The organism is Arthrobacter rhamnosi (assembly GCF_054510975.1).
This window is the reverse complement of the sequence record NZ_JBTNDN010000002.1, coordinates 294565-309293: the sequence shown is the minus strand read 5'-3', so window position 1 is coordinate 309293 and position 14729 is coordinate 294565. Positions and strand designations below refer to the sequence as shown.

The window sequence follows — 14729 nt, the reverse complement described above, 5'->3', positions numbered from 1 at the left end:
AGCCCTGCCCCGCCACCGGCTCCCCGACCCGGCATCACCGGGCGTTTCCCGTCCCCGATGAGCAACACGCCAACGAAGAGGCTGATACATGAGCAACACCAATCTGGTCCTGGACACCCCGACGGTCCAGAGGAGGATCGCCGAGGTGCTGGCGAGGACCCCCACCGGGCTCCTCATCGACGGACGGTGGCGGGAGGCCTCCGACGGAGGCACCTTCCCGGTGGAGAACCCCGCCACCGGCGAGGTGATAGCGACTCTGGCCTCTGCCACCCGGAAGGACGCAGAGGCGGCGATGGATGCTGCCGCGGCCGCCCAGGCAGCCTGGGCGCGAACGTCCTCCCGATCCCGGTCGGACATCCTGCGCCGGGCCTTCGACCTGGTGCAGGACCGCGCCGACGACCTGGCGCTGCTGATGACCCTTGAGATGGGCAAGCCCGAGAGCGAAGCTCTCGGCGAGGTGAGATACGGCGGCGAGTTCCTTCGCTGGTTCTCCGAGGAGGCCGTACGCGACTACGGGCGCTACTCCGAGGCACCCGAGGGCACCCTGCGCATGCTCGTCTCGCGCAAACCGGTCGGTCCATGCCTGCTCATCACCCCCTGGAACTTCCCCCTGGCCATGGCCACCCGCAAGATCGCTCCCGCCGTCGCCGCAGGCTGCACCATGGTGCTCAAGCCTGCACGCCTCACGCCCCTCACCTCGCAGTACTTCGCACAGATCATGATCGACGCCGGCCTCCCCGCCGGGGTTCTCAACGTGGTGTCCTCGGCATCCGCAGCGTCCGTCTCCGAACCGATCCTCGCCGATCCGCGCCTGCGGAAGGTGTCCTTCACCGGCTCTACGCCCGTCGGCAAACAGCTCATGAAGCTCGCGACGGACAACGTCCTGCGCACCTCGATGGAACTGGGCGGCAACGGCCCCCTCATCGTCTTCGAGGACGCGGACATCGACAAGGCCGTCACCGGCGCCATGGCAGCCAAGATGCGCAACATGGGCGAAGCCTGCACCGCGGCCAACCGCCTTCTGGTCCACGAATCCATCGCCGACGAATTCGTGTCCAGACTCGCCGGGAAGATGGCGGCGCTCACCGTGGGCAACGGGGTCGACGACGGCGTGGACGTGGGACCTCTCGTGGAGGCCAAGGCCCGGGACTCCGTCGAGGCACTCGTGAACGACGCCGTCGCGCGCGGTGCGGACGTCGTGGTCGGCGGTTCGCGCATCGACGGCCCGGGCTACTTCTTCCAGCCCACGCTCCTGACGAATGTCCCCCGGGACGCGCGGGTCGTACGGGAGGAGATCTTCGGACCGGTCGCACCCGTGGTGACCTTCGTCGACGAGGATGACGCCGTCGAGCTCGCCAATTCGACGGAGTACGGGCTCGCCTCCTACGTCTTCACCGAGGACATTCCCCGAGCACTGCGTGTCGGCGAGCGCATCGAGTTCGGCCTCATGGGCCTGAACGTCGGAGTCATCTCCAACGCGGCCGCGCCCTTCGGCGGGGTGAAGCAGTCCGGGATCGGTCGTGAGGGTGGCGCCGAAGGGATCGCCGAGTACACCACCACCCAGTACATCGGGATGGAGAGCCCGTGGGCCTAGGACGCCTTCACCAGCAGAATCCCCTCGCAGTGTCCCCGTCCTAGTTCTGGAGGAAAGTACAGAAGATGCAGTCACCGAGCACCGGAAGCCGATCCCTGGTCCGTCCTGACGATCGTGTCGTCGAAGGAGTCGTCACCCACGGAGACAAGCGGGGCCGGCTTCTCGGATTCCCTACTGCCAACATCCCCGGCGACACCGTCACGGTCGAGGACGGTGTGTGGGCAGGGACGGTGCAGCTCGATCCGCAGGACGACGGACCCGAGTTCACCGCGGCCATCTCCCTCGGCAGCCGGCCCACGTACTACGCGGAGGACGGAGTGCGGCTGATCGAGGCCTTTCTCCTCGACTTCGATGACCAGATCTACGGTCGGCGGGTCAGGGTGAGCTTTCTGCATCGCCTGCGCCCACAGTGGGGCTTCGAGAGCTCCACGCACCTCGTGGAACAGCTCCACCGGGACATAGCGGACGTGGAAGCCTGGGCACGGCAGCGGGAGCGGGTCTCGCAGGCAGCCCCCGCCTGCCCTCCGGGAGTCCTCAGCTACACCCGGGCCGCGTCATGGGCGGACCTCCCGGCGTGAACACCTCCGCCATCGGTACCCGTCCCCGGAATCGTTGCGGCAGATGGCCGACCACCCGTCGCAGGGGTCCCGACCCGGCGCCGGGACTCGCTCACGGGGCTGCGACGGCCAGGAACCGGATGGGTAGTTCGAGCAGTTCGAGCGGCCCATGGGGTCCTTCCCCGTCGAGGAGGAGGGAGTCCCCGGCCTCCATCGCATACTCGTACCGTCCGTGTCCGTAGACCATCCGGCCGGAGAGCATGTAGATGAACTCCGTTCCGGGATGCTGGAACAGGGGGAAGACGTCGGAGGCATTGGAGAGTGTGACGAGGGTCGGCTCCAACGCGCCGGGCCGTCCCTTGAGGGTTCCCAGGACGCGGTACTCGTGTCCGTGCTGCGTGCCGCTGCGGACGGTGACGCTGCCTTCGCCGCTCTTGGTGAAGGTGGCATCCCGATCGGTGTCCGCTCCGCGGAAGAGGGCTGTGACAGGGATGGTCAGGCCGTCCGCCAGTCGCTGCAGCGTCGTCAGTGAGCAGGAGGTGCTCGCCGTCTCGATCTTCGAGATCATGCCCTTGGACAGTCCGGTGCGGGCGGCGAGTTCCGCGGAGGAGAGATTCTGGGCCGTCCGGTAGTGCCTCACCTGCGTGCCGATGACCTGCTCGATCGTGCCGCCGACGTCGTCCCGGGCTTGTTCACTCATACAGGCCATCCTAGAGAGACCCGTGAAAGGATCCGGCTCATCGGGGGTCTCAGGAGAGCAGCCCGGCGAGCGCGTCGGCCAGTGCGACGGCGCCTGCTTCTGCATCGGCGTCGTCGACCGCTTCTTCGGGCGAGTGGGAGATGCCGGTGGGGTTCCGGACGAACAGCATGGCCGTGGGGAGGTGCGTGCCGAGGATCCCGGCATCGTGTCCGGCTCCGGTGTGCAGGACGGGCGCCGTGGGGAGCAGCGTCCGGAGGCGGTCCCTCAGCCCGCCGTCGAACTGCACGGTGGGGCTGAGGGATTCCAGGGTCAGGAGGGCGGTGCAGCCCTCCTCGGCTGCCTGGACGACGGCGCGGGCCTGGATGGCCTCGACGACGGCGGCGGTCACCGCGTCGTCGGGGTGGCGCACGTCGATCCAGAGGTCCACCCGGGAGGCGATGACGTTGGTTCCACCGGGGACCGGCTCCACCCGCCCCACGGTCGCGCGGGCGTCACTGTGGGACTTCGCGGTCTCCTGGATGCCGATGATCATCTTCGCCGCCGCGACCATCGGGTCCCGGCGGTCGGTCATCAGCGTGGTGCCGGCATGGTTGCCCTGGCCACTGATGCTGAGCTTCCAGCGGCCGTGCCCCAGGATCGACGACCCGATGGCGACCGGCCGGTCGAGGTCGATCAGCCCGCGCCCCTGCTCCACGTGGAGTTCCACGAAGACCCCCAGCTGCCCGAGGATCCCGTCGTCGGCGCCGATTCGCGTGGGATCCTGCCCGTTGGCCCTGGCGGCGTCGGCGTACGTGGTGCCGTCCCGGTCCCGGAGCTGCCGGGCCTTGTCCGCGTCGATGGCACCGGTGAGTAGGCGGGAGCCGAGGCAGGCGATACCGAACCGGGAGCCTTCCTCTTCCGGGAAGACCGCTATGACCAGGGGTCGCCGCGGCTCGAGTTCCCGGGCCCTGAGGATGTCGACGGCAACCAGGGCGGATGCCACCCCGAGGGGTCCGTCGTACTCCCCGCCACCGGGCACCGAGTCGAGGTGACTGCCGGTGACGACGGCGTCCTCCCTGAGGCCCGACGCCGTGTCCCACCAGGCCCAGATGATCCCGTTGGAATCGGTGCTCACCTCGAGACCCCGCGCTTCCGCCTGCTCGATGAACCAGGACCTCAGATCCATCTCCGCCGCGGAGAAGACGGGTCGGGAGAACCCTCCGCGCACCCTGTCCCGGCCCACGGTGGTGATGCTGTGCAGCAGTCCGGTGACGGTGGCAGGGGTGGTCGAAGAAGTGGCGAAGGGCACGATGGTGGTCCCGATTCTCGTGGTGGGGCAGCAGGTATCAGCTGCTGACATGCAGGGTGGGCCGGAAGAGCGTCGGGATGCTGCACGCACCCGTGGCCAGGTCGGCTGCCCACTGCCCGATGAGTGGTGCGAATTTCGCGCCGTGTCCGGAGCAGGGGGAGAGGACCGTCAGTCCGTCCACCCGGTCGATGATGAAGTCCTCGTCGGGGGTGTTGGTGAAGAGGCAGGTCGTCTCCGCGTAGGGCTCGGGGTCCAGGCCCGGCAGGTACCGCCGCACGTACTCCACGACCCGGAGCCGGTTGGCAGGATCGACGACGCCGTCCTGCCGTGCCGCGGACGGGAGAACCTTGCCCCCGTTGAATTCGGCGACCTTCTGGCCCGAGAACCCCGCGTCCCGCCCGCCGGGCAGCCCGTAGACCTGCATGTCCGCGGCCTTGTGGATGAAGGTCGGCCAGGGGCCGTCGTCGCGGTACCGGAAGTGGAAGGCCTGTTCCTGCCGCACGGCGATCTCCGGGAGGTCGGCGAGGAACCCCGCCGGCAGCGGGAGGCTCCCCAGCAGGTCCGGGAGCCAGCCGCCGGCGGCGACGACGACGTTCCCTGCCACGACCGACATGCCCGTGTCGGACAGGACACGGTAGGCGTGGCCCTCCCGTTCCACTCCGGTGACGGTCCAGCCGGTCCGCAGGTCCGCGCCGTGTTCCACGGCCAGGTCCACCATCGCGGTGACCGAGGTCTCCGCGTCCATCACCCCCGCTCCCGGGTGCCACAGGACAGGGGTGTCGAAGGCGATGGAGGGCCAGCGGGACCGGGCCTCGCCGGCGCTGAGGAGTTCGTGGTCGACGCCGGCCCCGGCGAGGATCCCCGCCAGCTGCTCGGGGTGCCGCCCGGAGCCGTAGTCCACGGCGCCGGTCGGGGTGATGAGCTGCTTCCCGCTTACGCGCTCGAGTTCGTCCCAGAGGGTCTTCGACTCCACGACCGCCCGCGTGTAGAAGGGATCCGGATAGGCGTAGCGGAAGATGCGCGCCGAGCCGTGCGAACTGCCACGGGAGGTTGCCGGAACGTCGCGTTCCAGGATGGTCACCGAGTGGCCGCGCGCGGCGAGCTGCCAGGCGGTGGCGGCACCGGCCAGCCCGGCGCCGACCACGACGAAGTCAGAAGAATCAGTCATGGAGGAACCCTAGCCTGCACCGGGAATCCAGCTGGTCCCTGCCAGGGGAACCCGTGCCATGGCCGAGGCCTCGATCGTGAGGGCCACGAGGTCCTCCGGTTCCAGGTTGTGCAGGTGCGACTTCCCGCAGGCCCGTGCGATGGTCTGGGCCTCCATGGTGAGGACGCGGAGGTAGTTGGCCAGGCGGCAGCCGGCGGCCACCGGGTCGAGCCGTGAGGCGAGGTCCGGGTCCTGGGTGGTGATGCCGGCGGGGTCACGGCCGTCCTGGAAGTCGTCGTAGAAGCCGGCGGCAGACCCCAGAGCGGAGTACTCGGCGGCATAGCGGGGATCGTTGTCCCCCAGGGCGATGAGTGCCGCCGTGCCGATCGCGACGGCGTCGGCGCCCAGGGCCATCGCCTTGGCGACGTCCGCGCCGGTGCGGATGCCACCGGAGACGATGAGCTGGACCTTCCGGTGGACGCCCAGTTCCTGCAGGGCCTGGACTGCCTGGGGAATGGCGGCGAGGGTGGGGATGCCCACGTTCTCGATGAAGACCTGCTGCGTCGCCGCGGTGCCTCCCTGCATGCCGTCGACCACCACGACGTCGGCGCCGGACTTCACGGCGAGCGCCGTGTCGTAGTACGGGCGCGAGGCGCCGATCTTGACGTAGATGGGTGTCTTCCAGTCGGTGATCTCACGCAGCTCACCGATCTTGATCTCCAGGTCGTCCGGTCCGGTCCAGTCCGGGTGGCGGCTGGCCGACCGCTGGTCGATGCCGACGGGCAGCGTCCGCATCCCGGCCACGCGCTCGGTGATCTTCTGGCCCAGCAGCATCCCGCCACCGCCGGGCTTGGCGCCCTGGCCCAGCACGATCTCGATGGCGTCGGCCTTGCGCAGGTCGTCCGGGTTCATGCCGTACCGGGACGGCAGGTACTGGTAGACCAGGTGCTTGGACTGGCCGCGCTCTTCCGGCGTCATGCCGCCGTCGCCCGTGGTGGTCGAGGTGCCCACCTCGCTCGCCCCGCGGCCGAGTGCCTCCTTGGCGTTGGCGGACAGTGCGCCGAAGCTCATGCCGGCGATGGTCACCGGGGTCTGCAGGTGCAGGGGCCTACTGGCGTGCCGGTCGCCGAGGACGACGTCGGTGTCGCACTTTTCGCGGTAGCCCTCCAGGGGGTAGCGCGACATGGACGCACCGAGGAAGAGCAGGTCGTCGAAGTGCGGGACCTTGCGCTTGGCGCCCCACCCGCGGATGTCGTAGACCCCGGTCGCAGCGGCGCGCTGGATGTCGGCGATGGTGGCGCGATCGAAGGTGGCCGATTCGCGCAGCCCGAGCTCGGCAATGTCCTGGACGGGAACCTGCGGGGGTACCTGTGCGGGAAGGCTTTGGGGGGCGGAGGTGATGGTCATCAAAGCATCCTTGTCAGTACGACGTCGAGTTGTCGACGTGGAAGTGGTAGAGGTTCCGGGCCGAGCCGTAGCGGCGGAATTCGGCGGGGTCCTCGGTCCGCCCGGCAGCCGCCAGCAGGCTCCCCAGTTCCTCGAGGTGTTCCGCGGCCATCGGCTTCTCGACGCAGTCCGAGCCGAGCGAGGCCACCGAGCCGCGGACGTAGAGGCGCGCCTCGTAGATGGAGTCGCCCAGGGCGTCGCCCGCGTCGCCACAGACCACCAGCCGGCCGGCCTGCGCCATGAACGCGGACATGTGGCCGATGTTCCCGCCGACCACGATGTCCACGCCCTTCATGGAGATGCCGCAGCGGGCGCCGGCATTGCCGTCGATGACCACCAGGCCACCGTGTCCGGTCGCAGCGGCCGACTGGGAGGCATCACCCGTCACATGGACCGTGCCCGACATGATGTTCTCGGCCAGGCCGACACCGGCGTTCCCGTTGATGGTCACGCTTCCCTTCTGGTGCATCCCGGCGGCGTAGTAGCCGGCGTGGCCCTCGATGGTGACGTCGACGTCCGCGTTGATCCCGACGGCGAGGCTGTGCTTCCCCCCGGGGCTGGTGACGGTCCAGGACTGGCCGTCGACGGCGTCGTGGAGCGCCTGGTTCAGCTCGCGGACGGGGCTCTCGTCGAGGTCGACTCCGATGCCTGCAGCGGCGGGGGACATGTCGACCTCGGGCGTTGTCAGAGTGACCATGTGTAGACCTTTCCGGGTTCGGGTTCGAAGATGCGGGCGCTCTCGATGCCGGGCAGGGCGGCCAGGGCGCGGTATTCGGAGGCCATGGCCACGTAGTCGTCGGTCTCGGCGATAATGGCCGGCTTGCAGGCGATGGGATCACGCACCACGGCCATGCTGTCCGCTGTGGTGACCACCAGGGTGTAGAACCCGTCGAGGACCTTGCCGAGGTTGACCAGGGACTCCTCCAGGGTGTCGCCCTGCTTCAACCGGGACGCGATGTACCGGGCGCCGACCTCGGTATCGTTCTCCGAATCGAACACTGCGCCCTCGCGCTTGAGCTCACGCCGGACCGTCGCATGGTTGGAGAAGGAGCCGTTGTGGACCAGGCACAGGTCGTCCGCCACGGAGAAGGGGTGCGAGCCGCCCGCCGTGACGGCGGACTCGGTGGCCATCCGGGTGTGGGAGAGCCCCTGGCTGCCTGCCATCGCGTCGAGTCCGTGGTCGGCCGCGATCTCCATCGGGTGGCCCACGCCTTTCATGACGGCCACGTGCTGTCCCCGGCCGATCATGGTGGAGGCCGGCAGTACCTCGTGGACGGCTTTCACCAGGAGGTCCGTGTCGACGGCGGCGCTCACCAGGGTGGTGTCACCCACCACCTGCACGGTTGCTGCGGCGTCGAGCGGGAGCATGCCGGCGATCTCCGCCGTGAGCTCTGCGGGTGCCAGGCCGTGGTCCCGGCCTAGGAGGCTCAGGGTGGACCGGCCCCTCGCGACGAGGTCCGGGGTGTCGTAGACGGCAAGGCCGGCGGAATCCGGTCCCCGGTCCACGATCTGGCACAGCATCGAGGACAGCATTCTGCCCATGGAGGGATGCAGCGAGGGGTTGCGCAGCTGCAGCGCGGCGATTCCGCACATAAGGGGGTCCTTTTCGAGAGAGTGGCGTGTTCCGGGCGGGGTGTCAGATCGAGGTCAGGTAGGTGCGGATCTCCCAGTCGCTCACCTGGTTGTGCCACTGGAGGAATTCCTCCTCCTTGGCGTCCGCGTAGTAGTCGCCGATCTCCTGGTCGCCGCTGAGGCTCGAGAGGATCACCGGATCCTTCCGGAGCGCCTCGACGGCATGGAGCAGGGTGGCCGGCAGGAGGTGCGCGTCCGGCTTGGACTCTCCCGGCCCTGATGGCAGACCGGGATCGGCCGACTTCTCCACGCCGTCGAGCCCCGCTGCGATGGCGGTGGCGATTGCCAGGTAGGGATTCGCCGACCCATCGCCGGAGCGCAGTTCGATCCGCCTGTTGTCCGGTACCCGGATCATGTGGGTGCGATCGTTGCCGCCGAAGGACGCCTTCCGGGGAGACCAGGTGGCGCCGGAGGAGCTGGTGGTGGCCCCGGTGCGCTTGTAGGAGTTGACCGTGGGTGCCAGGAAGGCCTGCAGGGCCGGCGCGTGGTCCAGGACGCCGCCGATGAAGGAGTAGGCGAGCTCCGACAGTCCGAGGCCACGGTCGTCATCCTCTCCGGGGAACAGTGCGTCGGCGCCGGACCAGAGTGAGAGATGGAAGTGCAGGCCGGTCCCGGTGCGGTCGGTGAACGGCTTCGGCATGAACGTTGCCGTCATCCCGCGCTGCTCGGCCAGGATGTTCAGGATGTACCGCAGGGAGATGACGCGGTCCGCCGTCGTCAGGGCGTCCGCGTAGTTGAAGTTCTGTTCGAACTGGCCGGCCGCGTCCTCGTGGTCGTTCGCGTAGTTGCCCCACCCCAGGCTGTTCATGGCCTCGGAGATCGAGGTCAGGTGGTCGTACATGCGGGTGACGCCGCGGGCGTCGTAGCAGGGCCGGGGCGCATCGTCGAGGGGATCGGCGGTGCTGAGGCTGCCGTCCGGGTTCTTCGCGACGAGGAAGTACTCGACCTCCGCGCCGATCTTCGCCTGCATCCCCTGGTTGGCGAGACGGGCCAGGATGTTCTGGAGGATGACCCGTGGCGCGTAGGGCCAGGGCTTGCCGTCGACGTGCGGGTCGCAGTGGATGATGGCGAGGCCCTTCTTGATGAACGGGACCGGGGTGAAGGAGGCCAGGTCCGGGACCGCGATGAGGTCCGGGTCCTGCGGCTTCTGGCCGATGAGGCCCGCGGCGTAGCCGGCGAAGCCCATCGCCCCGGCCTCCAGCTCGCCGGCGGCCTCGATGGGGACGAGCTTGGCGCAGGGCTTGCCAGTCATGTCCACGAAGGTCGCCAGCAGGAAGCGCACGTCGTGGGCCCTCGCGATGTCGGCGAGGGTGATACGCCGGGTCCCGAGCTGGGTGTCGGGGACCGTTGAGGGCTCGGGTGCCGCAAGACTTGTCATCGAACTATCCTGTCGATCAGCGTTGCATACTGTGAAACGGTGTTGAACTACAGTAGTCAGGACGATGTTGCCGGTGTGTTTCACGAGCGTAAAAACTGGGAGTGGGCGGGATGGAAATGGAATCGGGAGAGTCGACCGGCGCGGGTCGCCGCAGGATCGTCGACCCACTCCTGCTCGGGGGCACCCGCTGGGCGAACGGTGGCGGCGTGACCTACGAGGTTCTCAAGGCGCCTCCGGGCTCCGGCTACTCCGGCTTCGACTGGCGTCTGAGCGTCGCCGAGGTCGTACAGGACGGGGCGTTCTCCTCTCTGCCGGGAGTGGATCGGACCTTCGTGATGGGCTCCGGAGGACTGCTGCGGATGTCCATCGACGGGGAGAGCCGAGACCTGGAGCTGGGCGCGCTCGCAGTGTTCCCGGGCGAGGCCGACGTCCGCGTCGAGGTGTTGGAGGGGCCTACCCGGAACCTCAACCTGATGACCCGGCGTGCGGTGTGCGAGGGAGCCGTCGAGGTGCAGCGGGCCAGCGGCACATTGCGGGTCGGCGGGACCGGCGGGCCCACGGCCGTGGTCGTGCTGGCGGGGACCGTGCGGCTGGGCGGGGACGGGACGCTACGGCCCTTGCAGGTGTTGATTCCGGGCTCCGACGAGGAGGAGCTCTCCTGCGAGGACGCGCTGCTCGCTGCCGTCCATGTCCGGTTCCGTCCGCGGACCTGACCGCTCCGGTGGAGCTCCCTGCCGGGGCTGCGCCGCGGCCGTTTGTGGCGCACGGCGACCTCCGCCTACGGTTGCAGAGTGAAACCCGCCGTCCGAGCCGCCATGTTCGCCGCCTATGCCATCTTCGCGCTCAACGGCCTCGTCTTCGCCAGCTGGGCGGCCCGTATCCCCGCTGCAGCGGCCACCCTGGGGTTGGGCTCGGGCCAGATGGGGACACTCCTGCTCGTGGGTGCTATCGGATCGATGCTGTCCCTTCCCCTCGCAGGCATCGTCGCCGCCCGTTTCGGCACGGCCAACACGGTCCGTCTGGGCGGGACGGCCGCTGCGTTGGCTGCGAGCGCCGTCGCGCTGGGCCTGGTGAACGGTTCGGTGCCCGTGGTCGCCGTCGGACTGTTCCTCTTCGGGTGCGGGATCGCCCTGTGGGATGTGGCGCAGAACATCGAGGGAGCCCACGTCGAGCACCGGGTAGGGCGGACGATCATGCCGCGCTTCCACGCCGCGTTCAGCGGAGGGGCCTTCGTGGGCGCACTCGTCGGGGCGGGACTGTCGGCGATGGACGTGGGCCTGCCGGTCCATCTGGTCGCCGTCGCAGTGCTCAGCCTCGTCGTTTCGCTGTGGATACCTCGCTACTTCCTCCCACGGGGAGAGGAGCACCTCGTCGGGGCGCAGACGGGCGGAACCCGCACCAAGGGCATCGGTGCATGGGGTGAGCCCCGCACCCTGCTGATCGGCCTCGTGGTGCTCGGCGCAGCCCTGACCGAGGGCGCAGCGAACGACTGGGTAGCGAAGGCCAGCGTCGACGGCCTGGGCACCACGGAGAGTACCGGTGCGGTCATGTTCGCGGTCTTCGTCGCCGCGATGACGGCGCTGCGCTTCGTGGGCGGGGGCCTCATCGACCGTTTCGGCCGCGTCCGCGTCCTGCAGGCCAGCCTCGGGTCCTCGCTCGTGGGGCTCGTGGTCTTCGTCGTGGCACCGAACGTGCCGCTCGCCGCCGTCGGCGCGATCCTCTGGGGAGCGGGCGCAGCCCTCGGATTCCCCATGGGGATGTCCGCCGCCGCGGATGAGCCCGATCGTGCCGCCGCCCGCGTCTCGGTGGTCTCCACCATCGGGTACACCGCCTTCCTCGCGGGTCCGCCCCTCATCGGTTTCCTCGGCGACCTCGTGGGTATCCGGACAGCGCTGCTCGCGGTCGGAGTCGCCGTCCTCGCATCCTTCGTGGTCGCTCCGGCCGCCCGGGAGCGGGCGAAGGAGGCCCCCGAACCATTGCGGACAGGTTCTGACCGAAGCGCCTAGGAGACCCGGACCGGCGGTCCTACCCTTTCTGCATGGCGATCATCGAGGCAGAAGGTCTGAAGAAGACCTATTCGTCGAAGAGCGGGCCCGTCCACGCTCTCGACGGCATGAATCTTTCCGTTCCCCAGGGAACAGTCAAGGCCCTGCTGGGCCCGAACGGTGCAGGCAAGACCACCGTGGTGAAGATCCTGACCACCCTCATCCAACCGACGGCGGGTACCGCGCACATCGACGGCATCGACGTCCTGAGGAACCCCAAGGCAGCCCGCCGCATCATCGGCGTCTCCGGGCAGTACGCGGCGGTCGATGAAGGTCTCACCGGCCTCGAGAACCTCGAGATGGTGGGGAGGCTCTACCACCTGGGCGCCCGGGAATCGAAGCGCCGGGCGCAGGAGCTCATCGACCAGTTCGACCTGACGGAGGCAGGCAACCGCCCCGTCAAAGGGTTCTCCGGGGGTATGCGGCGCCGCATCGACCTCGCCGGGGCGCTGGTGATCAACCCGAAGATCCTGTTCCTGGACGAGCCGACCACGGGCCTGGACCCCCGGAGCCGCCTCGCCCTGTGGGGCATCATCAAGGACCTGGTCGACGCCGGCACCACGCTGCTCCTGACCACGCAGTACCTCGAGGAAGCGGACCAGCTCTCCGACGACATCGCGGTGATCGACGGCGGCAGGACCATCGCCGAGGGAACAGCGGATCAGCTGAAGGCGCAGATCGGCGGACACCGCGTGGTGGTGTCCCTCGTCGACGCCGCGGACGCCCCTGCAGCCCGTGAGATCCTCGGGCGGCACGGCGACGGTGAGCCGGGGATCGGCGACGACGGACGCACCGTGGAGGTAGCGGTCACGGACGGGCCGCGCGCCCTCCAGTACATCCTGTCGGAGCTCGGCGAGCGCGGCATCGCACTGCACGACGCCGGCATGCGGCGCCCGAGCCTCGACGACGTCTTCCTCACGCTCACGGGCCGCCACGCCGAGGAGACCGAAGACAAAGCAACGAAGGAGGTCGCAGCATGAGCATCCTGGCGCCGGAAGGCAGGCAACCGGAGAACCAGCGGTCCCGGCCCGAGGACGATGCCCGCTCCGCACCGCCGTCGGAGCTCGCCATGTGGTTCTCCGACGGATGGACGGTGACCAAGCGGAACCTGACCAAGCTCAAGCGCTCGCCGGACATGCTGGTCTTCGCCGTGCTGCAACCCATCATGTTCGTGCTGCTGTTCAGCCAGATCTACGGGGGTTCCATCCAGGTGGCGGGGACCGACTACACCCAGTACCTCATGGCGGGCATCTTCGCGCAGACGGTCATCTTCGGGTCCACCTTCTCGGGTTCCGCTATGGCACAGGACCTGAAGGACGGCATCATCGACCGCTTCCGCACCCTGCCCATGAGTTCGTCGGCAGTGCTGATCGGCCGCACCAACAGCGACCTGGTGCTCAACGCCCTGTCGGTGGTCATCATGATGACCACCGGCTTTGTGGTGGGCTGGCGCGTCAACGCTTCGATGAGCAGTTTCCTCGCCGGCCTCGGGCTCCTGCTGCTGTTCTCCTACGCGTTCAGCTGGGTCATGGCACTGCTCGGCATGTCTGTGAAGTCCCCCGAGGCCATCAACAACGCGTCCTTCATGATCCTGTTCCCGTTGACGTTCATCTCCAACGCCTTCGTGCAGTCGCAGACCCTGCCCAGCGCGCTCGAGACCTTCGCGAACTGGAATCCGGTGTCCGCGCTCGTCCAGGCGGCTCGCGAACTGTTCGGCAACGTGGGGTCGGAACCACTCCCGGACACCTGGCCCATGCAGAACGCAGTTCCGATGGTGCTGATCGGGGCCATCCTGATGCTGGTGGTCTTCGTGCCACTGTGCATCCGGAAGTTCGCATCGATCAGCACCCGCTAGGGCGGTGTCGTCCGAAAGACGTAGCGACTCCCGGGCGGTGATCATCCTTGGGGCCGGTGACCTTCACCGGCCCCAGGCCTAGTGTTGAGAACGGGCCCGCACCTGCGGTCCCGTTCTCAACAGTTGAAGGACGCACCATGATCGAGGCCCAAGCCCTCTCGAAGAGGTACGGTGCTAAGGCCGCCGTCGACGCCGTCTCATTCACAGTGCAGCCCGGCAGGGTCACGGGCTTCCTGGGTCCGAACGGCGCAGGCAAGTCCACCACCATGCGCATGATCATGGGCCTCGACAATCCGACGGCAGGGCACGTGACCGTCAATGGCCTGCCCTACGCCCAGCATCGGGCGCCGCTGCGCGAGGTGGGCGCCCTCCTGGATGCGAAAGCGGTCCACCCCAAGCGCTCCGCCTACAATCACCTCCGCGCGATGGCGGCGACCCATGGCATCCCCAACGGCCGGGTCAGGGACGTCATCGAACTGACGGGCCTCGGACCCGTGGCGAGGAAGCGGGTCGGCGGTTTTTCGCTCGGCATGGGCCAGCGGCTCGGGATCGCCGCAGCTCTCCTCGGGGATCCCCACACGGTCATCCTCGACGAGCCGGTCAACGGACTGGACCCCGAGGGCGTCCAGTGGGTGCGTCACCTGGCCAAGGGCCTCGCCGCCGAGGGCCGCACCGTCTTCCTGTCCTCGCACCTGATGTCGGAGATGGCGCTGACGGCCGACCACCTCATCGTCATCGGCCGCGGACGCATCATCGCGGACGCCCCGATCCAGTCCATCATCGACGGTCAGGGCAAGGCGCGGGTCCGGGTCCGCGCCGACCGGCCCCACGACCTCCTCGGGAGCCTCGCCGGGGACGGCGTCACCTCGCAGATCCTCGAACCGGAGCTGATCGAGATCACCGGCGTGGAACCGCGGCGGATCGCCGAGGTGGCCCTCCGCGAGCGCGTCCTCGTGTACGAGCTGACGCCGCTCCAGGTGTCCCTCGAGGACGCCTACATGGAACTGACCCAGACCGAAGTCGAGTACCAGTCGCACAGCCTGCCCAGCGGTAACCAGGGCGCTACACCAGTGGAAGGGCGCTGACC

The 14729-nt window shown here is 68.7% G+C and carries 14 protein-coding genes; 7 read left to right on the top strand and 7 right to left on the bottom strand.

Annotated elements, in window-relative coordinates; all coding sequences use genetic code 11:
* Window positions 1-88 precede the first annotated feature (88 nt).
* Window positions 89-1594 carry an NAD-dependent succinate-semialdehyde dehydrogenase gene (locus ACX80J_RS05790; protein ID WP_459344110.1) on the top strand — a complete coding sequence of 502 codons (1506 nt, stop codon included), beginning with the start codon at window positions 89-91 and terminating at the stop codon, window positions 1592-1594.
* 65 nt (window positions 1595-1659) lie between these two features.
* Window positions 1660-2172, top strand: a complete 513-nt coding sequence (locus ACX80J_RS05785; RefSeq protein WP_459344109.1) for a riboflavin kinase — start codon at window positions 1660-1662, stop codon at window positions 2170-2172.
* 91 nt (window positions 2173-2263) lie between these two features.
* Here ACX80J_RS05785 and ACX80J_RS05780 read toward each other — a convergent pair whose 3' ends face one another.
* Genes ACX80J_RS05780 through glnT form a run of 7 tightly spaced genes read right to left on the bottom strand, consistent with a single transcriptional unit; the run spans window position 2264 to window position 9742 of the window.
* Window positions 2264-2851: a helix-turn-helix domain-containing protein gene (locus tag ACX80J_RS05780; protein WP_459344108.1), complete on the bottom strand. Its 588-nt coding sequence runs from the start codon at window positions 2849-2851 to the stop codon at window positions 2264-2266.
* A gap of 49 nt (window positions 2852-2900) precedes the next feature.
* A complete protein-coding gene (locus tag ACX80J_RS05775; RefSeq protein ID WP_459347148.1) occupies window positions 2901-4190 on the bottom strand; it encodes an allantoate amidohydrolase in 1290 nt (429 codons plus the stop codon).
* Complete coding sequence (locus ACX80J_RS05770; protein ID WP_459347147.1) at window positions 4177-5307, bottom strand: FAD-dependent oxidoreductase; 1131 nt, start codon at window positions 5305-5307, stop codon at window positions 4177-4179. Before ACX80J_RS05770 ends, ACX80J_RS05775 begins: the two co-directional genes overlap by 14 nt.
* Before the next feature lie 9 nt (window positions 5308-5316).
* A complete protein-coding gene (locus ACX80J_RS05765) occupies window positions 5317-6693 on the bottom strand; it encodes an FMN-binding glutamate synthase family protein (RefSeq protein ID WP_459344105.1) in 1377 nt (458 codons plus the stop codon).
* 13 nt (window positions 6694-6706) lie between these two features.
* Window positions 6707-7429 carry a GltB/FmdC/FwdC-like GXGXG domain-containing protein gene (locus ACX80J_RS05760; RefSeq protein ID WP_459344104.1) on the bottom strand — a complete coding sequence of 241 codons (723 nt, stop codon included), beginning with the start codon at window positions 7427-7429 and terminating at the stop codon, window positions 6707-6709.
* Window positions 7417-8325 (bottom strand): class II glutamine amidotransferase domain-containing protein, encoded by a 909-nt coding sequence (locus tag ACX80J_RS05755; RefSeq protein ID WP_459344103.1) that lies wholly within the window; start codon window positions 8323-8325, stop codon window positions 7417-7419. Before ACX80J_RS05755 ends, ACX80J_RS05760 begins: the two co-directional genes overlap by 13 nt.
* 43 nt (window positions 8326-8368) lie before the next feature.
* Window positions 8369-9742, bottom strand: coding sequence for a type III glutamate--ammonia ligase (gene glnT, locus ACX80J_RS05750; protein WP_459344102.1), 1374 nt, complete (start codon window positions 9740-9742; stop codon window positions 8369-8371).
* 110 nt (window positions 9743-9852) lie between these two features.
* Here glnT and ACX80J_RS05745 point away from each other — a divergent pair, with 110 nt between their 5' ends.
* The 5 genes from ACX80J_RS05745 (at window position 9853) to ACX80J_RS05725 (ending at window position 14727) form a co-directional block, all read left to right on the top strand.
* Window positions 9853-10455, top strand: coding sequence for a HutD/Ves family protein (locus tag ACX80J_RS05745; protein WP_459347146.1), 603 nt, complete (start codon window positions 9853-9855; stop codon window positions 10453-10455).
* Between the two features lie 102 nt (window positions 10456-10557).
* Window positions 10558-11748: an MFS transporter gene (locus tag ACX80J_RS05740; protein ID WP_459344331.1), complete on the top strand. Its 1191-nt coding sequence runs from the start codon at window positions 10558-10560 to the stop codon at window positions 11746-11748.
* 32 nt (window positions 11749-11780) lie between these two features.
* Window positions 11781-12767 (top strand): ATP-binding cassette domain-containing protein, encoded by a 987-nt coding sequence (locus ACX80J_RS05735; protein WP_459344100.1) that lies wholly within the window; start codon window positions 11781-11783, stop codon window positions 12765-12767.
* A gap of 89 nt (window positions 12768-12856) precedes the next feature.
* Window positions 12857-13642 (top strand): ABC transporter permease, encoded by a 786-nt coding sequence (locus ACX80J_RS05730; RefSeq protein WP_459344330.1) that lies wholly within the window; start codon window positions 12857-12859, stop codon window positions 13640-13642.
* Window positions 13643-13779: 137 nt separating this feature from the next.
* The gene (locus tag ACX80J_RS05725) at window positions 13780-14727 is read left to right on the top strand and encodes an ABC transporter ATP-binding protein (protein ID WP_459344099.1); all 948 of its coding nucleotides are present in this window, start codon (window positions 13780-13782) and stop codon (window positions 14725-14727) included.
* Window positions 14728-14729: the final 2 nt, after the last annotated feature.